The 18,929-nt window shown below is 66.7% G+C and carries 25 protein-coding genes and 1 pseudogene; 9 read left to right on the forward strand and 17 right to left on the reverse strand.

From position 1 onward, the window contains the following. Nucleotides 1-63 precede the first annotated feature (63 nt). The 3 genes and pseudogenes from AB0I03_RS20700 to AB0I03_RS20710 all read right to left on the reverse strand — a co-directional run. Nucleotides 64-813, reverse strand: a pseudogene (locus AB0I03_RS20700) (succinate dehydrogenase/fumarate reductase iron-sulfur subunit); the annotation flags it as partial. After that, complete coding sequence (locus tag AB0I03_RS20705) at nucleotides 810-2,711, reverse strand: fumarate reductase/succinate dehydrogenase flavoprotein subunit (protein WP_360415209.1); 1,902 nt, start codon at nucleotides 2,709-2,711, stop codon at nucleotides 810-812. The gene AB0I03_RS20705 and the pseudogene AB0I03_RS20700, both read right to left, overlap by 4 nt. A gap of 13 nt (nucleotides 2,712-2,724) precedes the next feature. Then, nucleotides 2,725-3,528, reverse strand: coding sequence for a hypothetical protein (locus tag AB0I03_RS20710; protein ID WP_360415211.1), 804 nt, complete (start codon nucleotides 3,526-3,528; stop codon nucleotides 2,725-2,727). A gap of 168 nt (nucleotides 3,529-3,696) precedes the next feature. Between AB0I03_RS20710 and mshB the strand changes: the two genes are divergently transcribed. Continuing rightward, complete coding sequence (gene mshB / locus AB0I03_RS20715; protein ID WP_360415213.1) at nucleotides 3,697-4,569, forward strand: N-acetyl-1-D-myo-inositol-2-amino-2-deoxy-alpha-D-glucopyranoside deacetylase; 873 nt, start codon at nucleotides 3,697-3,699, stop codon at nucleotides 4,567-4,569. 42 nt (nucleotides 4,570-4,611) lie between these two features. After that, complete coding sequence (locus tag AB0I03_RS20720) at nucleotides 4,612-5,289, forward strand: MgtC/SapB family protein (protein WP_360415215.1); 678 nt, start codon at nucleotides 4,612-4,614, stop codon at nucleotides 5,287-5,289. A gap of 36 nt (nucleotides 5,290-5,325) precedes the next feature. Here the strand turns inward: AB0I03_RS20720 and AB0I03_RS20725 are convergent, their stop codons facing one another. Continuing rightward, nucleotides 5,326-6,063, reverse strand: a complete 738-nt coding sequence (locus AB0I03_RS20725) for a hypothetical protein (protein ID WP_360415217.1) — start codon at nucleotides 6,061-6,063, stop codon at nucleotides 5,326-5,328. A gap of 156 nt (nucleotides 6,064-6,219) precedes the next feature. Here AB0I03_RS20725 and AB0I03_RS20730 point away from each other — a divergent pair, with 156 nt between their 5' ends. Next, nucleotides 6,220-6,588, forward strand: a complete 369-nt coding sequence (locus tag AB0I03_RS20730; RefSeq protein ID WP_360415219.1) for a hypothetical protein — start codon at nucleotides 6,220-6,222, stop codon at nucleotides 6,586-6,588. Between the two features lie 751 nt (nucleotides 6,589-7,339). Here AB0I03_RS20730 and AB0I03_RS20735 read toward each other — a convergent pair. The 3 genes from AB0I03_RS20735 to AB0I03_RS20745 are packed head-to-tail and all read right to left on the reverse strand — an operon-like array spanning nucleotide 7,340 to nucleotide 8,027. After that, nucleotides 7,340-7,549, reverse strand: coding sequence for a hypothetical protein (locus AB0I03_RS20735; RefSeq protein ID WP_360415221.1), 210 nt, complete (start codon nucleotides 7,547-7,549; stop codon nucleotides 7,340-7,342). Then, nucleotides 7,546-7,806, reverse strand: coding sequence for a hypothetical protein (locus tag AB0I03_RS20740; protein WP_360415223.1), 261 nt, complete (start codon nucleotides 7,804-7,806; stop codon nucleotides 7,546-7,548). The genes AB0I03_RS20735 and AB0I03_RS20740 overlap by 4 nt, the downstream gene beginning before the upstream one ends. Further along, nucleotides 7,785-8,027, reverse strand: coding sequence for a hypothetical protein (locus AB0I03_RS20745; RefSeq protein ID WP_360415225.1), 243 nt, complete (start codon nucleotides 8,025-8,027; stop codon nucleotides 7,785-7,787). The genes AB0I03_RS20740 and AB0I03_RS20745 overlap by 22 nt, the downstream gene beginning before the upstream one ends. Before the next feature lie 286 nt (nucleotides 8,028-8,313). Between AB0I03_RS20745 and AB0I03_RS20750 the strand changes: the two genes are divergently transcribed. Together AB0I03_RS20750 and AB0I03_RS20755 are read left to right on the forward strand one after the other, a co-directional pair. After that, the gene (locus tag AB0I03_RS20750) at nucleotides 8,314-9,144 is read left to right on the forward strand and encodes a helix-turn-helix transcriptional regulator (protein WP_360415227.1); all 831 of its coding nucleotides are present in this window, start codon (nucleotides 8,314-8,316) and stop codon (nucleotides 9,142-9,144) included. Continuing rightward, complete coding sequence (locus AB0I03_RS20755) at nucleotides 9,141-9,317, forward strand: DUF397 domain-containing protein (protein ID WP_360415229.1); 177 nt, start codon at nucleotides 9,141-9,143, stop codon at nucleotides 9,315-9,317. Before AB0I03_RS20750 ends, AB0I03_RS20755 begins: the two co-directional genes overlap by 4 nt. Before the next feature lie 106 nt (nucleotides 9,318-9,423). On the opposite strand, the gene AB0I03_RS20760 is transcribed toward AB0I03_RS20755, so the two are convergent. Continuing rightward, on the reverse strand, nucleotides 9,424-9,630 hold the full coding sequence (locus AB0I03_RS20760) for a hypothetical protein (RefSeq protein WP_360415231.1): 207 nt from the start codon (nucleotides 9,628-9,630) through the stop codon (nucleotides 9,424-9,426). Nucleotides 9,631-9,741: 111 nt separating this feature from the next. On the opposite strand from AB0I03_RS20760, the gene AB0I03_RS20765 reads away from it, so the two are divergent. The 3 genes from AB0I03_RS20765 to AB0I03_RS20775 all read left to right on the forward strand — a co-directional run bounded on the left by AB0I03_RS20765 (nucleotide 9,742) and on the right by AB0I03_RS20775 (nucleotide 11,304). Then, nucleotides 9,742-10,068 carry a hypothetical protein gene (locus tag AB0I03_RS20765; protein WP_360415233.1) on the forward strand — a complete coding sequence of 109 codons (327 nt, stop codon included), beginning with the start codon at nucleotides 9,742-9,744 and terminating at the stop codon, nucleotides 10,066-10,068. Nucleotides 10,069-10,116: 48 nt separating this feature from the next. Then, nucleotides 10,117-10,494 (forward strand): hypothetical protein, encoded by a 378-nt coding sequence (locus AB0I03_RS20770; protein ID WP_360415235.1) that lies wholly within the window; start codon nucleotides 10,117-10,119, stop codon nucleotides 10,492-10,494. Nucleotides 10,495-10,572: 78 nt separating this feature from the next. Continuing rightward, entirely contained in the window at nucleotides 10,573-11,304 is a 732-nt protein-coding gene (locus AB0I03_RS20775) for a DUF2637 domain-containing protein (RefSeq protein WP_360415237.1), read from the forward strand. Between the two features lie 260 nt (nucleotides 11,305-11,564). Here AB0I03_RS20775 and AB0I03_RS20780 read toward each other — a convergent pair whose 3' ends face one another. The 5 genes from AB0I03_RS20780 to AB0I03_RS20800 are packed head-to-tail and all read right to left on the reverse strand — an operon-like array spanning nucleotide 11,565 to nucleotide 14,069. Next, nucleotides 11,565-11,810, reverse strand: coding sequence for a holin (locus tag AB0I03_RS20780; RefSeq protein WP_360415239.1), 246 nt, complete (start codon nucleotides 11,808-11,810; stop codon nucleotides 11,565-11,567). 2 nt (nucleotides 11,811-11,812) lie between these two features. Continuing rightward, entirely contained in the window at nucleotides 11,813-12,502 is a 690-nt protein-coding gene (locus AB0I03_RS20785; RefSeq protein ID WP_360415241.1) for a hypothetical protein, read from the reverse strand. Beyond that, nucleotides 12,499-12,768 carry a hypothetical protein gene (locus AB0I03_RS20790; RefSeq protein WP_360415243.1) on the reverse strand — a complete coding sequence of 90 codons (270 nt, stop codon included), beginning with the start codon at nucleotides 12,766-12,768 and terminating at the stop codon, nucleotides 12,499-12,501. The genes AB0I03_RS20785 and AB0I03_RS20790 overlap by 4 nt, the downstream gene beginning before the upstream one ends. Before the next feature lie 36 nt (nucleotides 12,769-12,804). Beyond that, on the reverse strand, nucleotides 12,805-13,653 hold the full coding sequence (locus AB0I03_RS20795) for a hypothetical protein (RefSeq protein ID WP_360415245.1): 849 nt from the start codon (nucleotides 13,651-13,653) through the stop codon (nucleotides 12,805-12,807). A 53-nt stretch (nucleotides 13,654-13,706) separates the two neighbouring features. Next, nucleotides 13,707-14,069, reverse strand: a complete 363-nt coding sequence (locus AB0I03_RS20800) for a hypothetical protein (protein WP_360415247.1) — start codon at nucleotides 14,067-14,069, stop codon at nucleotides 13,707-13,709. 99 nt (nucleotides 14,070-14,168) lie between these two features. Here AB0I03_RS20800 and AB0I03_RS20805 point away from each other — a divergent pair, with 99 nt between their 5' ends. Further along, entirely contained in the window at nucleotides 14,169-14,429 is a 261-nt protein-coding gene (locus tag AB0I03_RS20805) for a hypothetical protein (protein ID WP_360415249.1), read from the forward strand. Here AB0I03_RS20805 and AB0I03_RS20810 read toward each other — a convergent pair. Genes AB0I03_RS20810 through AB0I03_RS20825 form a run of 4 tightly spaced genes read right to left on the reverse strand, consistent with a single transcriptional unit; the run spans nucleotide 14,426 to nucleotide 18,928 of the window. Then, nucleotides 14,426-15,226, reverse strand: coding sequence for a hypothetical protein (locus AB0I03_RS20810; RefSeq protein ID WP_360415251.1), 801 nt, complete (start codon nucleotides 15,224-15,226; stop codon nucleotides 14,426-14,428). The two genes, AB0I03_RS20805 and AB0I03_RS20810, sit on opposite strands and share 4 nt — an antisense overlap. 8 nt (nucleotides 15,227-15,234) lie before the next feature. Further along, nucleotides 15,235-17,646 (reverse strand): DUF5047 domain-containing protein, encoded by a 2,412-nt coding sequence (locus AB0I03_RS20815; protein WP_360415253.1) that lies wholly within the window; start codon nucleotides 17,644-17,646, stop codon nucleotides 15,235-15,237. Next, nucleotides 17,643-18,371, reverse strand: coding sequence for a hypothetical protein (locus tag AB0I03_RS20820; RefSeq protein ID WP_360415255.1), 729 nt, complete (start codon nucleotides 18,369-18,371; stop codon nucleotides 17,643-17,645). The genes AB0I03_RS20815 and AB0I03_RS20820 overlap by 4 nt, the downstream gene beginning before the upstream one ends. Next, nucleotides 18,368-18,928, reverse strand: coding sequence for a hypothetical protein (locus AB0I03_RS20825; protein WP_360415257.1), 561 nt, complete (start codon nucleotides 18,926-18,928; stop codon nucleotides 18,368-18,370). Before AB0I03_RS20825 ends, AB0I03_RS20820 begins: the two co-directional genes overlap by 4 nt. Nucleotide 18,929 lies beyond the last annotated feature (1 nt).

Below are 18,929 nucleotides of genomic sequence, written 5' to 3' on the forward strand. Positions count from 1 at the left end.
GACCCCCGACAACAACCCTGACACGGGGGTCCGACAACGGGTCCGGGGAGCGGCCTATGCGGTCTTGCCCTTGCGGAAGATCTTGCGGCCCAGCCACACCAGCGGGTCGTAGCGGTCGCCGGCGACGCGCTCCTTCATCGGGATGATCGCGTTGTCGGTGATCTTGATGTGCTCGGGGCACACCTCGGTGCAGCACTTCGTGATGTTGCACAGGCCGAGGCCCTGGTCGTCCTGGGCCTCCTCCCGCCGGTCACTGCGCGCGTCGAGCGGGTGCATGTCGAGCTCGGCGGCGCGGATGAACAGGCGCGGGCCCGCGAACGGCGGCTTGTTCTCCTCGTGGTCGCGCACCACGTGGCAGGTGTTCTGGCACAGGAAGCACTCGATGCACTTGCGGAACTCCTGGCTGCGCTCCACATCGACCTGCTGCATCCGGTACTCGCCCGGCTTCAGGTCCTCCGGCGGCGCGAACGCCGGCATCTGCCTGGCCTTCGCGTAGTTGAACGACACGTCCGTGACGAGGTCGCGCACCACCGGGAACGTGCGCAGCGGCGTGATCGTCACGGCCTCGCCCTCGTCGAAGAGGTTCATGCGGGTCATGCACATCAGCCGCGGCATCCCGTTCACCTCCGCCGAGCACGAGCCGCACTTGCCGGCCTTGCAGTTCCACCGCACCGCGAGGTCGGGCGCCTGCTCGGCCTGGATGCGGTGCACCACGTCGAGGATCACCTCGCCCTCGTTGACCTCGACGTCGAACTCGGCGAAGCCGCCGCCGTCGGCGTCGCCCCGCCACACCCGGAAGGTCCTCTCGCTCATCGGCTTTCCTCCTCAGTAGGCGAGGACTGGTACTCCTCGGGGGTCATGTACTTCGAGAGCTCGGTCGTGTCGAAGAGCCCGAGCAGTTCGGGTGTCATGGCCGGCACCGCCTGGCGCTCCAGCCGGATCTCCTCGTCTTCGACCGAGACGACCAGGTTCACCTTGCGCCACTGCGGGTCCATGCCCGGCGCGTCCTCGCGGGTGTGCCCGCCGCGCGACTCGTCGCGCTCCAGGGCGGCCAGCGCGGTCGCGACCGAGCAGATGTACATGTTCCGCAGGTCCAGCGCCAGGTGCCAGCCGGGGTTGTAGGCCCGGCCGCCGATGGCGCTCACGTTCGCGATGCGCTCTTTGAGTTGAGCGAGTTCCCTCAGCGCCTCTTCGAGCTCGCCCGCGCGGCGGATGATCCCCACGAGGCGGCCGTTGATCGCCTGCATCGCGTCCTGCAAGGCGTACGGGTTCTCGCCGTCGTTCCCGAAGGGCCGCAAGGCGGACTCGGCCGCTGCCGCGATGTCCGCGTCGCTGAGCTTCGGCGGCTCGGTCGCGGAGGCGTGCGCGGCAGCGTACTCGCCCGCGCGCTTGCCGAACACCAGCAGGTCAGAGAGGGAGTTCCCGCCGAGCCGGTTCGAGCCGTGCATCCCGCCCGAGACCTCCCCGGCCGCGAACAGGCCCGTCACGGCCGACGCGGTCGTGTCGGCGTCGACCTCGATGCCGCCCATGATGTAGTGGCAGGTCGGGCCCACCTCCATCGGCGCCGCCGTGATGTCCACATCGGCCAGCTCCTTGAACTGGTGGTGCATCGACGGCAGCCGGTCGCGGATGTACTCGGCGCTGCGCCGGGACGCGATGTCGAGGTACACGCCGCCGTGCTCGGTCCCCCTGCCCGCCTTGACCTCCGCGTTGATCGCCCGCGCGACCTCGTCGCGCGGCAGCAGCTCGGGGGGCCTGCGGTTGTGGTCGGGGTCGGTGTACCAGCGGTCGGCCTCCTCGGGGTTGTCGGCGTACTGCGCCTTGAACACCTCGGGGATGTAGTTGAACATGAACCGCTCGCCGTCGGCGTTCTTCAGGACCCCGCCGTCGCCGCGCACCGATTCGGTGACGAGGATGCCGCGAACCGAAGGGGGCCAGACCATCCCGGTCGGATGGAACTGGATGAACTCCATGTTGATCAGCTTCGCCCCGGCCCGCAGCGCCAGCGCGTGGCCGTCGCCGGTGTACTCCCACGAGTTCGAGGTGACTTTGAAGGACCGCCCGATCCCGCCCGTGGCGAGCACGATCGCGGGGGCCGCGATCGCGATGAACCCGCCCGTGCTGCGCCGGTACCCGAAGGCGCCCTTGACGGCGCCATCCGCGGTGAACAGCTCGGTGATCGTCGTTTCGTCGATGACCTGGAGCTTGTCGGCGCTCTCGCCGGCCGCCTCGTCGTCCTGCTGGAGTGAGACGAGCTTCTGCTGGAGGGTGCGGATCAGCTCGAGCCCGGTGCGGTCGCCCACGTGCGCGAGGCGCGGGTACTCGTGGCCGCCGAAGTTGCGCTGGCTGATCTTGCCGTCCGCGGTCCGGTCGAACAGGGCGCCGTAGGTCTCGAGCTCCCAGATCCGGTCGGGCGCCTCCTGGGCATGCAGTTCGGCCATCCGGTAGTTGTTGAGGAACTTGCCGCCGCGCATCGTGTCGCGGAAGTGGACCTGCCAGTTGTCGTTGGCGTTGACGTTCCCCATCGCGGCGGCCGCGCCGCCCTCGGCCATGACGGTGTGCGCCTTGCCGAACAGGGACTTGGAGATGACGATGACGCTCTTGCCTGCGAGCCGCGCCTCGACGGCGGCCCGGAGTCCGGCACCGCCCGCGCCGATCACGAGCACGTCGCAGGCGAGGTGCTCGACCTCGTTGATGTCGTTGTCGCTCATATGCTTCGCTCTCTTATCCGACGAACCGGAGGTCGGTGATCCAGCCGGCGGCGACGGCCATGACGTAGAAGTCCGTGAGCGCCAGCGACGCCAGGGTGATCCAGGCCCACATCATGTGGCGGGCATTCAGTGCGCTGGAGAACGTCCACAGGCGGTACCGGACCGGGTGCTTCGAGAAGTGCTTGAGCCGCCCGCCCATCACGTGGCGGCAGGAGTGGCAGCCGAGGGTGTAGCACCACAGCAGCACCACGTTGGCCCACAGGATGAAGTTCCCCAGGCCGAGGCCGAAGCCGTCGGGGGAGTGGAGCGCCAGGACCGCGTCCCAGGTGTTCACCAGTGAGATCACGACCGCCAGGTAGAAGAAGTACCGGTGGAAGTTCTGGAGGATGAGCGGGAACCGGGTCTCACCGGTGTAGCGCGGGTGCCCGTCGGGCACGGCGCACGCGGGCGGGGAGAGCCAGAAGGACCGGTAGTAGGCCTTGCGGTAGTAGTAGCAGGTGAGGCGGAACGCCAGCAGGAACGGCAGGCTCAGCGCCGCATAGGGGATGAGCGGGTGGTCGGGCAGGAACCGTCCGAAGTGGGCGGATTCAGGGACGCAGCCCTCGGAGACGCACGGCGAGTAGAACGGCGTCAGGTAGTGGTAGTCCGCGACCCAGTAGTCGCCTTGGTAGAAGACCCGGAACGTCGCGTACGCGACCCAGGCGGTAATGCCGAGCACCGTCAGGATCGGGCCCCGCCGCCAGTTGTCGATCCGCAGGTTCCGCGCGGCTATGGCGGCCCGGGGCGACGAGACGGCACTGTCTTCGGTCGTGGTCATCAGCGCAGGATATCCCTGAACCTGTGACGTAAGTCCATGGGGTACATCACAATCGCGAGCATTATTCCGACTGGGGCTGTAGATTGCAAAGTTTCATTTGAAGCCTTGTCATGTCTCCTGCGGCGCAAGTGAACCGGGTCGACCCTCCCGCTGGCTAGGCTTGACCGCATGAGCGCACGCGGCATCTTCTTCGTCCACGCCCACCCCGACGACGAGACCGTCGGCACCGGCGCCACGGTCGCCCACTACGCCGCCCGCCCCGACGCGCACGTCACCATCGTCACCTGCACACTCGGCGAAGAGGGCGAGGTCCGCGTCCCGCACCTCGCCGGGCTCGCCGCCGACCAGGCCGACCAGCTCGGCGGCTACCGCTACTGGGAGTACCGCCAGGCCACCGCCGCACTCGGCGTCGAGGACACCCACTTCCTCGGCGGCGTCGCCCGCTACCGCGACTCCGGCATGATGGGCCTGCCCTCGAACCGGCACCCGCGCGCGTTCTGGGGCGCCGACGTCGACGAGGCCGCCGCCGACCTCGTGGCGCTCATCCGCGACCGCGCCCCCGAAGTCCTCGTCACCTACGACCCCGACGGGTTCTACGGCCACCCCGACCACATCCAGGCCCACCGCGTCGCCATGCGCGCCGCCGACCTCGCCGCCGACCCCGCCTGGCGGCCCGACCTCGGCGCCGCCCACGAGATCCGCAAGATCTACTGGACCACCATGCCCCGCAGCATCATCGAAGCCCAGTTCGCGGCCTTCAAAGGCGCCACCGACAACCCCTTCGCCGACGCCGCCTCCGCCGACGACCTGCCCTTCGGCGTCCCCGACGACCAGATCCACGCCTGCGTCATCGGCGACACCTCCCGCAAGCGCGAGGCCATGGCCGCCTACGCCACCCAGATCTCCCCCGGCGACTGGCTCGACGTCCTCGGCGACAAGCTCGGCGACGCAGCGCTCGGCGCCGAGCACTACCGCCTCGTCAAGGGCGAGCCGGGCCCCGGCGCCGGTGAACACGGCTGGGAGACCGATCTGCTCGCCTGACCTGGGATTCCGCGAGGGTCCAAAGGGGTATCCCTACGAGTTATGGACCCTTGGACATATCTCGGCCCTCTCGGACTCGCACTGGTGCTCGGCCTCGCGGTCGGCGCCGAACGCGAATGGCAGGGCAAGCCCGCCGGCATGCGCACGCACGCCCTCATCGCCGTCGGCACCTGCCTGTTCGTCCTCGCCGGCCGCCACGGCTTCCCCGAGACCGTGCCCGGCACCCCCGGCGTCGACCCCGCCCGCATCGCCGCGCAGGTCGTCACCGGCATCGGCTTCCTCGGCGCGGGCGTCATCTTCTTCAACAAGAACATCGTCCACGGCATGACCACGGCCGCCTCGATCTGGTCCACCACCGCCATCGCCCTCGCCTGCGGCGCCGGCCTCTACTGGGCGGCCGTCGCCGTCGCCGTCGCGCAACTCGTCGTCGTCGCCGGACTCGCTCCGGTAGAAGACGCCCTGGCCCACCACGCGAAGCACGCCGGCCGCCTCCAGATCCACTACACCAGCTCGGCCGCGCTGGCCGCGGCGATCTCGAAATGCACCGAAGAGGGCTTCAGAGTCACCGAGATGCAGGGCGAGAACGGCGACGGCTACGAACGCGTCACCGACTTCGTCCTCTCCGGCCGCGGCCAGGTCTCCGAACTCACGGTGAAACTCCGGACCATCGAGGGCATCGAGGGCGTCAAGTACCACGAAGAGGACTCGGACGCCCTTTAAGCCGGTTGCGGCGGCGCACCCGACGACTGGGACCGGTTACAGGCCCGGCGCGCCGAACGCCGCCCGTCGCCTGGCACCGCGACGGAACCGGAAGCGCAGGTACACCACCCGCACCGCCGTGCCGATCACGAAGGCCGCCGCCGCAATCGCACCGAACAGCGCCAGCGGCGAACCGCTCGGCTCGCCCGTGCGGTGCGCCGCCCGGCCCTCCGGGTCGTAGGTGACCGCGACCGACTCGCCCACCTCGAACCGGCCCTGCGGCGAGGTGCGCTGGGTGAGCTCACCGGCGGTCGGGCACTCCAGGGTGTGGTCGTACTTGGGCTTGCGGTCCTCGCCGCTGCGGACGTACACCTTCTCCTGGGAGGTCACCGTGCAGGCCTCGGTGACGCCCCGCTCGGCCAGCACCTGCTCGTTGACGCCGATGAACACCAGGACCGGCATGGCGAACAGCAGCAGGTGGACGCCGATCGCCGCCGCGATCAGCGGCGTCAGGCCCTCCCGGAGGACGAAGTACCAGACCTGGGCGAGGAGCAGCAGCACCGCGGCCGCCATGAGCGCGACCGGGACCGGCGTCCAGAACGCGTCCGCGACGAACATCGAGTACCAGGCTGCGGCGCCGGTGAACGCGCTGGCGGCGAGGACGAGGACGGCGCCGGCCATGATGTCGCGGCCCAGCTTGATCCGGTCCTCGAAGGCGGTCTCGGGGTGCTTCCCGGGCGGGGGCGGCGGGTGGCCCGCCTGCGGGTGACGGGGGTCGTAGGGCTGGTTGACCACGGCGGGCACATCCTTTGGGAAGCAGGGTCTTCGGGAGGCGGAGTCTTGGAACGTCCGAGGGGCGGGCACGGCCAGGCTAACCTCTGGCGGCAAACCCTGCGACCACCGGGAACCCGCCGAGCGCCGACCGCGTGACATCGAACAAGAGGCACGACATTGCGACCACACCACCGCACCGCACTGGCCCTCGCGATCGCGGCCGTCGCACTCGCGGCGTGCAGTGCCGAACCCGAAGCGAACATCATCACGGTCACGAGCGACCAGGTCGCCGAAGCAGTCGCCCGAAGGCTGGAGATGGACACCGGCCGGCTGTTCGAGGTCGACTGCGGCGACGACGAGGAGATCGCCATCTTGTCGGGCACGGAAGTCGCCTGCACGGTGGTCGACCCCGCCACCGGTGTCGAGGCCGACGCCACCGCCAGCTTGGAGAGCATCGGCCAGGGCGCGGGATGGCGAGCCAGGGTCGAGATCGCGGAGGAGCCGGGTACCGCGAGCCCGAGCAGCCCCGAGGCCGGGACCGACTAGGCGGGATTGTGAAGGCGTCCGCCTGCGAAAGTGGCGCGCCCGGCAGGATTCGAACCTGCGACCATTGGATTAGAAGTCCGCGAATCCCGTTCCGCGTAGTCCGGGAAGTCGGCTCGTTCCGTCCTGACCTGCACCATCATGGAGCGGTCGGATTCGTCGGAACGCTCGGACACCCCGGACTCATTTTCGATTTGCTACGGGCCCCGCTACGACATAGCCGCGACTTGCCGATCAGTGTCGGGAACCTGGCACACTCAGACGGACAAAGTCCTCTAGCGGCGTCCGTCCACAGGGGGTACAACAGAGGGGCTCCCAGTCGACGCTCGGGCCGTGAATCCCGGTCGGCTGGGAGCCCCTGCATGCCTCCTGCCCCTACCTGAGGGCCCGCTGGAGGCTGCGGACTGCCGGACTATCCACTATCGCATACCCGACACGCCGCGTTCTACGCCAAAGTTGCACGCGGCACGCAAGTGACAGGTTTACATGACTGACTCGAACATTTACTTGCCCCTTGACTCTGTTGCCACCGTGCGCAAAGCGGCCCGGCCGCGCAGGTAGGTTGCGCAACCGGGCCTGACCCGGACCTCAGCCGGGCCCTCCGGCCACGTGGGCCGAAGCGTAGAGGGATTCATGATGTCTAACGAGCGTGGCCGTGTGGAGGAGTTGGGCCGCCGCGCACCCACCTGCGCGGCGGCCCTGGGGAACCCGCCGCTGGTGAAGTTGGCGCGCGGCGGCCCCTCGGGAGGCAGGTTCAGGTGTGTCGATACTCAGGGCTTACCGGACGGCGCCGGGCCTGCTCGCTCCGGCGGACACTGATGAACGCCGCGGTCTGCTGGTACGGCGCGCACGTCCCGGCGCGGATGCGCAGGTGATAGTGCAGTAGGCAGAACCCGCAGTCGCCACCTTCATTGGCTGCATGCGTAAGGAGCGTTTCCTCGGCGCGTTCCACGGTCGTGGTCATGACGCCAGCTCCGACACCTCGGCGCGGAAAGCGTTGAACGCGGCCCGCAGTTGGATGGTCGCGAGGTCGTCGGTCGGCGCGAATGTCATCAGGTACAAGTGGTTGTCGCGGATGATGCCCATGGGCGTGGCCGACCCGGTGTCGACGCGGTTCAACCAGATCGCCTCGCCGACGACCTCGTTGGCGATCATGTCGGCCTCGATCTGCATGTGGCGCCACGGGAACGTCCCGAGGATCATCGCGGTCCTCGCAGCCACTGGACGATCTCCGAGTAGATCTTGGTGTCGAGGGCGTCCCGCCTGTACTGCTCGAGCGTGCCCAGGCCGGTGTCGTTCCACTGGACGGTGGAGGTCGCCGCATACGAGCCGTAGGGGACGCGCGCGAGTTCGCGCCAGAACCCCTCCCGCAGCATGAGGACGGCGGCGATGCCGGCGCCGCGGTCGACGAGCCGGAGTCCGGCTCCCCATGACGCGATCACACGGTCTTGCCGGGGGGGAGATTGGGCGTCTACGCTGGTTTCGATCACTTCAGAGCTCCACCTCTGTCGCTGATGCGGAGCCCCGCCGGGTCCTAGCCGGCGGGGCTCCAGGCGTCCCGCCGTAGATGCGCGGTTGGGACGCCTAGACCTGCACTGCAGGTCATATATCGACGGTAAGGCGAAACCACCCAGCCTGTGAAGAGGCGCGGCACCGGACACAATGTCCCCCAGTTTCGTGTCCACGTAGCTGGTGGACCGGGAGCTGATGTCGTGGGACACTGACCGAATGAGCGAAGCGCAACCAACACTCGCCAGACGCGACCTCGGCCTCCGGCTCAAAGCTCACCGCGAACGCATCGGCCTCACAGACAAGCAAGCCGCAGAACTCCTCGGCTACAACGTGAAAACCATCCAGCGAATCGAAGCCGGCACCCACGGCACCCGCAGGCTGGTCGTCGAATCACTCGTCAGCCACTACGGCATCCCGCAAGAAGAGGCATCCCACCTCTACGGGCTGGTAGTCCGCGGAGCCGAAAGAGGTTGGTGGGAGCCCTATTTCGACATCGGTGCAGGCCAGGCGTCAAGGCCCCGGATCCCGCTGTTTCTCGAGACCGAGCAGTCCGCGGCTCAAATCTGGGTCCTCGAAACCGAGGTCATCCCCGGGCTCCTGCAAACACCTGAATACCTGCATGTCCTCCAGGCTGCCCAACTGGTGATGTCGGAGGAGGTGACCGAGTCCTTGCAGGGACTGCGCACCAAGCGGCAGGAGCTGCTGTACGGACGCAGCTCGCTGCCTGTCCTTGAATTCATCATCGGCAAAGCCGCTATCGACTACCTGGATGCGATGGACCCCGAAGTTCGCGACGGGCAGATCGCGAGGATCCTCGACGTGGCGGCGATGCCGAACGTGAGGATCAGAGTTCTCACCCAGTTGCACGCTGCGGCTGCCGGGGCGTTCAACATCGTCTACCCGGGGGACGCCACGGACCCGATCGTATTCATGGACGCACCAGATGGCTGCCGCTACATCGAAGACCGGCGGATAGTCTCAATGTTCGAGGAAACCTTCGGGTCTGCTCGTGGCAAGACCGTCCTAGTAGAGGAGTACTTGAAATGATCAGTGAGTGGCGCAAGTCCAGCCGCTCGAGCAGCCAAGGCAACGCGGACTGCGTCGAGGCCCGCAGCAACGAGGAGCGGTTCGAGGTTCGTGATTCGAAGCTCGGCGATGCATCGCCGATTTTCGAGTTCGAGGTTGAGGACTTCCTGAGTTTGCTGCGCGCCGCCCGCTGACCTGTCATCCACCGGCAGCGTCAGGCGGAGCGGCGGCAACAACCACGCATCTCAACACAGAGTACCGGGGCGGCTCCCATTTGGGAGCCGCCCCGGCTCGTTCGTGTCAGGCAGTGCGTGGCCGTCCGGCCGGGCGTGGGGGCACCTGCCCTTCGCGTTCGATGCGCCTCAGGTGGGTGTCGCTGAGCCCCGTGGCGTCGCGGATGGCCTCGCGGCTCATGCCTTCCAGCGCGGCTTCCACGATCGCTGCGTCGCGTTTGGCGATGGCGGTGCGGGTGGCCTCGGAGATGGCGGCGAGCCGTTCGGGTGTCATACCTCAACCATAATCCGACCATCGACGGTCGGATATCAACCGTTCGGGGGATAGAAAACCAACCGCTCGTGGGCGTATTCTTATCTCATACCCCCCCGAGAGGAGCCCCCAATGGCCACCATCACCGGAACCGTCATCGCCACCCACACCACCAGGACCATGACGCTCACCGTCACCGAAGGTGACACTGTCACCGAGTACACGGACACCTGGATCGGCTGGAACCTCGGGGCCGCTACGGCACTCGCCTCCGTTGCCCGCAACGTCACCTTCCTCCAGTGGGGCATCAAGACGGAATGGATGCTCACTGAGAAGACCGCCGACCGGATCGTCATCGAGATCCTCGACGACGAGACCCGCAACATGGGTGAAGAGACCATCGAGGAAGACCCCGATGCATGGGTGATGGAAGACCCCGAGTTCCGCACCGACAACTAGCCAACAGGGCCCCGGGCAACCGGGGCACACCAATCCGAGAGGAACCCCATGACCGCCTACCCCGAAGAACTCGAGCCCGCCATCGCCGCGTTCGCCGAGCGCGAGAACCTCACCATCAAAGAAGCCGCCGGACGTCTCATCGGCTACGGACTCAACGACGTCGCCGCGAACGACCGCTACCTCGAATCCCTGAAACCCACCCCGTACCGGGTCGAGTCCTGCGAGGCCACCACCGACGCGGATGGCGAGATGACACTCACCGACTACGTTGAGATTGTCGCCCTGCCGACGCTTGAGGACGCCCGCACGGCCCTCTGCGGAATCGTCGACGCCGACGAGGGCACAAAGACCGCTATCGCGAACGCGCCGCTTGGCCACGCAATCGCCATCGGCGGCGACTACTACCGCATCATCAAGAGCAGCTAGACACGACGGCGGCCCGGACACCATCGCCAAACAGTCCCGGGCCGCCGCCACTCCCATCCGCGAGACAGGAGAAACCCAATGGTACTGACCACCCCCGAAACACTTAGCCCCGCGCAGCAGGACCAGGCCGAAGCCCGCGACCGCTACCGCGAATCCTGCGACGAGCACAAGCCCCTAACCGGGAAGGAACTCGGTGCCCTCTTCGGGCGCGGCCCCAAGTGGGGTGAGATCCGAATCCAGGAGGTTAACGGCAAGGCGAATACGGAAACCGAAGACGACCCCGAACCTGTGAACGACCCCAAGCGGAAGTGGCTGCGAATCCACCTCCCCAAGCGCCCGAAGCAGCCGAAGGGCCCCGTCCCCCGGCCGCGCCGTGAACGCCCAGAACCCGTCCAGCGCCCGCAGCGGCGAGGAGCCTCATTCGCCGCGTGGCTCGCGTTCGGAATCGGCATCATCATCTCCGTGTCCGCCAACGTCGGCCACATCTGGTTCGTCACCCAGCCCTCCGATGAGGCTCTGGTGTCCGCGATGGTGTTCGCCGCGTTCTGGCCCGTCGCCCTCGCCGTGGCTGTTGAAGTCCTCTCCCGCGTGACCTGGCCCGCCGGATTCCGGTGGCCCGGACTCATCGGAACCATCCTCGTCGGCGGCGTCGCCCTCGTCGTGAGCTACCGGCACATGAACGGCCTGCTGCTCTACTTCGGCGAATCGGACCTCTCGGCAATGCTTGGGCCGGTCGGCGTCGATGGGCTCTTGATCGTCGGCGGGTTCGCGCTCCTCGCGATCGGCGAGACGAAGAAACGCGTTCGCTAACCGAAGGCGCGCCTGCCGCAGCGGCAGCCTGACCCGCGATAGCCTGATGCCGCGGTGGTACTCCAGTCATGGTGGGCCGGTCAAACCGCAAGAACGGCCCCGCACCTAATGGTGCGGGGCCGTCGCCTGCCTCGCGAAGCTGCCGTGTTTAGCCACAGAAAAGTCGGACACAACAAAAGCGGCCCCGCCGAAGCGGGGCCGGATCATGCGCACTCACATACCAACAACTCCAGTTGGCATGATGACGTACATGACAACTCTCAAGCGCGAGAGTTGACGTCTCCCACACTGACAAGGCTCGGCGAGTCCCCCTCGCCCGCAGGCAGCGACACGATCGACGTCAGCAGCGACGCCAGCGCAGCCAGCCCCGCAACCGACAGCGCCTCCGGCCAGCCGACATCCTCCAGGCCAAGACCGGCCGTCGCGGTCGCCGCAGCCAGCAGCACCTGAGCGAACGTCTTCACGGCCCGCTCCAGGGCTTGCTTCCAGAAACTCCAAGTAGACATGGTCAGTTCTCCTCTTGTCGGACACACGTAGTGATTTCGGTGGGCGGCCCCGTAGTCAGGACCGTAAGAACCGCGGCCTCCCAGCCGGGATCGCACATCTCGATCGGGTGAGCGTCGAGGTAAGCGTCAAGCTCTGCCTGGATTTCCGCCGAGGTCGGGGTGCGCCCGTCCTCGCCATCGACCCCATCCGTTCCGTCCTGCCCCGGGGGTCCGGGCGGTGGTGGGTTCGCGGCCAGGTGGGACGCGACCGCGTTAGATATCTGCTCGGCGGTAGGCGCCGGCCCCGGTTCCCCAGGGACAGGCGGGTTCTCAGTCAGGTAGTTGATGACCGCCGCGGCAATCGCAGCCGGTGACGCATCTTCCCCGTCCTGGACTGGGTTGTCTCGGAAGTAGGACTCGACAGCTGCGAGCACCTGCTCATCGGAAGGGCCCACCGGTGCAGGGCGCTCGGCGTCAGGATCATCAATGAGCTCATCCGGTGCCGGGGCGACAGGAGTCTCACCGTTGTTCACGGCCGCTTCCTGCTCAGCCTCCAACGCCTCATACAGGGCGCTAATCTGCTCGGACTGCTCGTGCATCTCGTCCGCCTGCTGCTCGGCGCGGACGAACGTCAACGTGAGCGCGACCGCCACGAAGGCAACCGCGACCACCACAACCCAGTCTCCGAGCCTGCGTCTCGCGATGAGGCTCATGTGACCGCCAGAATGATCATCACCGTCAACGACACCACCGGCAGCACCACGCTAGCGATCGCCCATCGGCGTGCGTTGACCCGCTCGGACTCCGCCCGCTTGAGTTCCGCCTCCAACGTCGACACTCGGTGCTTGAGCGCCTCATGGTTCGCGGTGTACACCTCACGTGGGAGCAGCGCGCCCAGTTGGGCTTTGATCTCGCCGAGGTCCTCTTTGAGGTCGCCCCGAAGCTGGCGGATCTCGCGCCCGAGTGCTTCATCGGCCACGATCACCCCCTGACTAGGCACGGCCAGAACACGCGGCTACTCGCCGGCCCCGGTCAGAAGTGCGCCGATCCGAGCGACGACCTCATCTGCGGCCAACTGTCCCGATCCGACCTGCTGAACCAGGGCCAGGATCTCGGCATCACGCTGCGCCGCCGCCGCATCCCTCGCGGCATCCTCCGTGGCCCGCTGGTCGATCCGGGCAAGGATCGCCTTCGCGTCAACACCCTTGACCGCGGCGAGGATCGCCTCCTCGCGCAGGCGAGACGCCTTCTGCTCGGCGAGGATCTCCTGGGTGCGCTTCAGCGTGTAGTAGTGGTTCGACGCAACGAGGAACCTTGCCGGCCACTCGCTACCGGAGTAGGAGACACCCTGCCCCGTGATCAGATCGATCTTCTCGTCCCAGCTCATGCCGTCGTCCTCCTGGTTTCCTTCAAAGAACCGCTTGAACAGGGAGACCTTGTCACGGGCCTCCGAGTCGCGGAAGTAGCTGATGTGGGTGTGGGTGAGGTGCGAGGAGTCCCCGGAGGAGCGGACACCGAGGCGGTCCCACCGCTTCACGGACCGCCCGTCTGGGGAGTAGATGACCTCGCGGATGTCCCGCGTGTCCGGGGTTCGGGCCTGGCATTGAGCGACGATCCACCGGGACAGTTCCCGTAGACGCGGGAAGTTGCCGATGTCGAGCGCCGCGGCGGCCCCGGAGAGGCCGGTCTCGTCCCGCGAGGACTCGTCCCGCGAGTAGTCGCTGGCGGGGACGTTCGGCTCGCCCTGGTGGTAGCCGCCGCGGTGGTTCTCGTCGCCGACGATGCCGAGCGACACCCACGGAAGGCTCGTGCGTTCACGCAGGTAGACCTGCGCAGCTTTCAGCGACGCGGGCGCGTACGTCATGGTGTCCTCCTTGGTTGTGGGCGCGCCGAGGGACGGGCCGGTAGTGGATAGGGCTACGAGCCGGACTCCAGAGCCGACACCCGGTCGGCCAGAGTTGCGAACGCCTCCGCTGACGGGACCTCCACGAGGCACGCCGCCAGATCCTCCGGGCTCCATGGACCCTGGAACCCCGCCTTCCCTGAGATGTCCACGACCCGCGTGTACACCGCGCCCACCTCAGCGACCACGTACAGAGAAGGCTGTGGCCCGAACGGCTCGGGATCAAAATCGCACCTGAGCGTCAACGCCGCATCGTCCTCGCTCTCAACCGACCAGGTCCCGAGCTCAGAGTGAACGGGGTCGAAGAACACCAGCATCTCGGCAGTGTTGTTGCCGTCGTAAGCGATCGCCTGATGCAACTGGGCATACAGTGCCATGGTCCCCCGATCAGGTTCACCCATACGGGCAGAGAGGATGGACTAAACAGAGGGGTCGCGGGGACTGTCTGACCTGGAGATTTGGTCCATACTTGTGATATGAAAAAGACCCTCATGGCCGCTGGCGCTGTCGCTGCAGTCGCCGCCGCCATCATCATCACGGTCCTCGCCACCGGGACCGACTCGCAGACCTGCCAGGACTGGTCAGCCGAGTACGGGCTCACCGATCAGGCCGTCGTCGTCGCCTGCCAGACCGGTCAGAACGCCGAAGGCGACATGACCGAAGCCGAATACCAGGCACACCTCGATCAGTCCCTCAATGACGTTAAGCGCATCATCGACACCACCGGCGGGCTCTAGAACGCGATCACAGTCAGGGACCTGTTGTCCACCACCAGCAGGTCCGCTGACCCCGACTTCGCGTATTTCATCGTGAACGTGTTGCTACCCGGGTTAACGGCGACCGGGACCATGATGCCCACCGTGGACACCACCCGGACCCCGTCCGCCATCGTCACAGACCCACTGGCGTACTTGTACACGGACGTACGGGCGATGTAGTTATTGTCTGGCGTGAGCGTCGTATCCCCCGAAACGGAGAACCCGATCGTCCCGCCCTCATACCCCAGCACCGATGCCGAATCCAAGGAACTGGAGATCGTATTGCAGCCGATCATCACCAGCGCCTTACCGGCCGGAGAGACGTCTACAGTGACCGCAGGGCCTGGGTCGACGCCGTTAGTCGGATCGCCCCACTCAGTCGAGGTCCGCTCCGCCACCAGCGGATCGAAGTCGGATTGGATTCGTGCCGCGAAAATCTCCGCCGAGATCTGCGCCGCCAACTGGGTCCGCATGAACTCCAGTGCCTGCGTGGCAGCGGAAGCGCCCGGTTCGATCAGTCGTCCCCAGATCACCCACTGTGTGACTCCCTCCTGGCCACTGGAGTCGATGCCGATCACCGACACCCACATGTCCGAGGTGTACGACAGCGCACCGACCGGGTCAGCGATTTTCATGTTCGTGATCTCGAGGCCGTTCCACAGGACCACGTTCTCGAACGTGTCCGGACTCCACGAAATGATTTTTCCCATGCTGTGCCGCATACCGCCCGTCGGCTGCGACACCATCACCGATGCGAGATCATCAGAACCAGGCATGCTGTCTCCTACGCGTCCGGCGACCCGGGACGCACCGAGCTGATCTGGACCAGGGTCTGCTCACGAGTAGTACCACGCATGTGCTGGCCGGCCAGGAACGGAATCGACAACGTCTCCGGAAGGTGAACCTCCCGGTTGCCGTCGGACTGCTCGACCCGTATCGCCTGCCGCGGCCGCAGCCCCGGATTCGGTACGGCCCCGAAATCGACTGAATACGGCATGCCGATGGATCTGCGGAGGATCGCCGCCGCCGCCAAATACCCCGACTCGTCATCCGAGATCAACGGGCTCGAATAGAATCGCGGGACCTTCCCGAACCTGCTACCCCATCGTGTGGGGGAGTTCGTGCCGGTGTCGACGGCAATGCCGATCGCGGGAGAATCCACCGTCCCCTCGCCCTTAGCGACGACCCCGTTATACACACCCTCCCGGGACACGCGCCTGCTCGACGAGACGAGGACACCGTTCCGTCCGGATTTCAGTTCCCAGGCGATCTGTGTCGGGTCGGGCGCCGTCTCAATCCGGAGGATCCCCTCCGAATCGAAATACAGGACTTTCCCGTTGGAGGTGGCGACGTCGCGAAGTGCCGCAGCACGGTCCTTTTCGACGACCATATCCCGACCGACAGGGCGTTGATCAGTGTCGTCATCCCACGAGATCACCGCGTCTGGCAGTACATCCAAGACCAGGTCTTCGACGACTGAGCCGATCGCCTGCGTCTTCCGGTACTGCCGCGGGACCGTCAGCCGGGCGTCGATGAGGGACTGCATCCGGTCAGGGCCCGAGAGCCGGATATCCCCATACGGGCTGTCGGGCTGCTCAGTGTCATCGATCCGGTAATACCCCATCGGTGTCCACAGGACCTCAGGGCCCAGATCGATCCCATACCGAATGAACAGCTCACTCCCATAGGGGGCGAGGAGGTCCCGGGGATGACGAGGGAACATGCTCATGAGGTCGACCTCGTGAATACCGAGAGTCTGCAGGCTGACCGTCGACCAGATGTTCGCGGTCGCGTCGTAGCGGACATCCCCCGACAGGACCGGGATCGACGTCCCCTCCGGGTCCGACCCGGTCTGATACTCGGTGCACACCCTGGCCTCGACCACCACCGTATGCGACCCGGAGATGACCTCCGTGATATCCGTCGCCACCACCGGCGTCGCCGTCGCGAACGCCTTCGTGTAGCTCCCGACCTCGGTGTTGTTCTGCCAGGCGGTGAGTTTCACCGTGATCAGACCACCCAGGTCGGACACGGTCACGGTCCCGTACTGGCCGATCCCGCCCTGCTCCAGCACGTCATACGCGCCCGAGGGGGCGGACGCGGTCGCGTCGCGGGCGGCGAACACCGCACAAGGCCACCGACCCCAGTCATTGCCGCCGCCGGTGTCGATTGCCAACTTGTGCGCGTCCGCCGACAGCATGATGATCTTGTTCGCTTTGCCGGCGGCGGTGATCATGTCGGTGATCTCCTGCCGCTCGGTCGCGTAGTGCGGCCAGGAGCTCGCGCCGCCGTCCATCCACATGACCGAGGACACGATGATGATCACCTCGGCCGTGGAGGCGTTGATAACCCCCTCGAACCACGCTTTCTGGGCGCTCCCCAGCATGGTCTTGGAGGGACCGTCGGGGGTGGCTTCGGGGGATTTGTAGTAGCGGCAATCCCAGATCACGACCTGGACGCGCCCCCACGACCAGGTCCGGTAGATCGCCCCCGCGTCGGGCAGGTCATGGTGCGGCTCCCGCTCACGAAACACCTGCGCCGCATTGGCTTTGGTGGGGAGGGTCCCGTCGCTGTCGTTGGGGCCGTAGTCGTGGTCGTCCCACACGTGGGCGAACGAGCCTGCCTCGAACAGTGCGACCTGGTGGGGCTGCACGTGGAGGTCGTCCCAGCCGCGGCGGTAGTCGGTGAGGGTCGACCCGGCGTATCCGGGCCGCCCGTAGTCGTAGTAGATGATGTCGCCGAGGTCGATGTGGGCGAGCCAGTCCTCAGCGAGCATCCGGTCCGCGATCAACTCATGGACTGGGTGGTTGGAGATGCGGGTGGGGACCAGCTCGGTCCCGGTCGCACCGCCGTCCGTACCCAGCCCCGCGTCACCGGAAGCGGTGAACGTGAAGCTGGCCTGGGCGCCGGCGGGCGGCGGGGTCAGGAACGTCCCAGTCCGGGTGTCGTCGACGACGCCTGTGTCCTCGATCCGCCACCAATACCTGGTGCGCGCGGTGAGCCCGGTGATGGTCACCTTGGCGACGCCCTGCGCGTCCACTGCGGTCGACGCCGAGTAGACCGGATCCTCCAGTGGCACGCCCGGGGCCGGCTCGACCGTCGTATAGGCGATGCGGACCGGCCCGGTATCGACTTTCGCGACGAAGCGCGCCTCGGTGTCCGAGACCGCGCACGCCAGCAGCGCCAGAGCGGTCACGGCGCGACCATCCGCAGCCCCTCGGCCCACCAGTACACGGTCGAAAACGTCGACGCGGGCGCCAGGAACGTCAGACTCGTCGCGGTCTTACCGCTGGTCAACGAGCCCGAGGCCATCCAGTTGCGGTGGGTGCTGCTGGAGTCGGACTGCCGGGACGAGAACGCCTGGAACGCCAGCAGCGACGAGGACACGCCCGTGTGGAAGATCCGGAGGTCGATGAGGTTCGTCGAAATAGTTCCGAGTTTCGCGATCGCCCAGGCGCTCTGGCTGGCGGTCGGGTAGTGCCAGTTGTCAGCGTCTGAGACTGCGGGCACCTGCGAGTCCATAGTGAACGAACCTGATCGGTACACCAAGTCCGAGTCGTTGTTGACACGGCAGCGGACTTCATCGTCAGACCCGGACATGTCCACGCGCATCGACACCCGGACCTCGTCCCACAGGGGTGGATTCGGGAACCGGCCGCCGTCGGTCAAGTCGATGCTGAAGGTGGCGCCGGAAGCGGTCCCTGACCCAATCGGGATCCACCCGATGCCGCCAGACCCGGATTCCAGGGCTGCGACGCGGTCCATGAGATCGGTGATCGCGGCATCAGTTGCGATGAACTTCGTCTGGATCTGCTCAGGCAGCTTCGTGCCGGACCCGTCCAGGCCTCCGTTGAGGCTGACCCCGGGCAGGTCGTCGGTGCTCTCGGTGATGAACCCGTCCGGGACAGTAGATCCAGTCACAGCGCCACCAAATCCTCAGGAGAACCGACGGTTTGTAGGAGCGTTGCCCATGAGGCGTTCGCGTTGAGGAGCGCTTCCCAGGATCCGTAGAGGTTGAACACTGTCCCCCATGTGAGGGTGGTGCCGACGACTCCCGGACCCGGAGGAGCGACGACATGACAGGGCAGGGTGAACCGCCACCGGATCAGATCCGTCTCGCGATGCTGCGAGGTGTCGCCGATGCGGACGTACCCGCCCTTCATGTGCGGGCTAAGTTCCGGCGGCACCTGAATAAAGAAGACATCCCCGCTCGCGAGGACCAGGTCCATTTCGGCGGCGGCCTGCTCGTCCTCTACCTGCACCGTCAACACGAACTGCTGCGAACCGCGGCGCTCCGTCACCGCGACGGGCACGGACCGGCCCGCAACCTCCACCACGCCACCCCGGGAGGCACGGCCGATCTCCTGGCCATTCCCCGCCAGCACGCGGTAGAGCGGCCGGTTGAGGAACGGGTGCTTAATCGATTTGATCCACGCCTTCCCCTCGAGACTCGGCGTGATCGATGCAGTCTCAGGCATG

Source organism: Glycomyces sp. NPDC021274, from assembly GCF_040641195.1.
In the GTDB taxonomy this organism is placed as follows: domain Bacteria; phylum Actinomycetota; class Actinomycetes; order Mycobacteriales; family Micromonosporaceae; genus Glycomyces.

Bases quoted from the DNA above. Each gene is read 5' to 3' on its own strand.
- AB0I03_RS20705 (WP_360415209.1), bottom strand. From the start codon at position 2,711: ATGAGCGACAACGACATCAACGAGGTCGAGCACCTCGCCTGCGACGTG.
- AB0I03_RS20710 (WP_360415211.1), bottom strand. From the start codon at position 3,528: ATGACCACGACCGAAGACAGTGCCGTCTCGTCGCCCCGGGCCGCCATA.
- mshB (WP_360415213.1), top strand. From the start codon at position 3,697: ATGAGCGCACGCGGCATCTTCTTCGTCCACGCCCACCCCGACGACGAG.
- AB0I03_RS20720 (WP_360415215.1), top strand. From the start codon at position 4,612: ATGGACCCTTGGACATATCTCGGCCCTCTCGGACTCGCACTGGTGCTC.
- AB0I03_RS20735 (WP_360415221.1), bottom strand. From the start codon at position 7,549: ATGACCACGACCGTGGAACGCGCCGAGGAAACGCTCCTTACGCATGCA.
- AB0I03_RS20750 (WP_360415227.1), top strand. From the start codon at position 8,314: ATGAGCGAAGCGCAACCAACACTCGCCAGACGCGACCTCGGCCTCCGG.
- AB0I03_RS20755 (WP_360415229.1), top strand. From the start codon at position 9,141: ATGATCAGTGAGTGGCGCAAGTCCAGCCGCTCGAGCAGCCAAGGCAAC.
- AB0I03_RS20760 (WP_360415231.1), bottom strand. From the start codon at position 9,630: ATGACACCCGAACGGCTCGCCGCCATCTCCGAGGCCACCCGCACCGCC.
- AB0I03_RS20765 (WP_360415233.1), top strand. From the start codon at position 9,742: ATGGCCACCATCACCGGAACCGTCATCGCCACCCACACCACCAGGACC.
- AB0I03_RS20770 (WP_360415235.1), top strand. From the start codon at position 10,117: ATGACCGCCTACCCCGAAGAACTCGAGCCCGCCATCGCCGCGTTCGCC.
- AB0I03_RS20775 (WP_360415237.1), top strand. From the start codon at position 10,573: ATGGTACTGACCACCCCCGAAACACTTAGCCCCGCGCAGCAGGACCAG.
- AB0I03_RS20780 (WP_360415239.1), bottom strand. From the start codon at position 11,810: ATGTCTACTTGGAGTTTCTGGAAGCAAGCCCTGGAGCGGGCCGTGAAG.
- AB0I03_RS20785 (WP_360415241.1), bottom strand. From the start codon at position 12,502: ATGAGCCTCATCGCGAGACGCAGGCTCGGAGACTGGGTTGTGGTGGTC.
- AB0I03_RS20795 (WP_360415245.1), bottom strand. From the start codon at position 13,653: ATGACGTACGCGCCCGCGTCGCTGAAAGCTGCGCAGGTCTACCTGCGT.
- AB0I03_RS20800 (WP_360415247.1), bottom strand. From the start codon at position 14,069: ATGGCACTGTATGCCCAGTTGCATCAGGCGATCGCTTACGACGGCAAC.
- AB0I03_RS20805 (WP_360415249.1), top strand. From the start codon at position 14,169: ATGAAAAAGACCCTCATGGCCGCTGGCGCTGTCGCTGCAGTCGCCGCC.
- AB0I03_RS20810 (WP_360415251.1), bottom strand. From the start codon at position 15,226: ATGCCTGGTTCTGATGATCTCGCATCGGTGATGGTGTCGCAGCCGACG.
- AB0I03_RS20825 (WP_360415257.1), bottom strand. From the start codon at position 18,928: ATGCCTGAGACTGCATCGATCACGCCGAGTCTCGAGGGGAAGGCGTGG.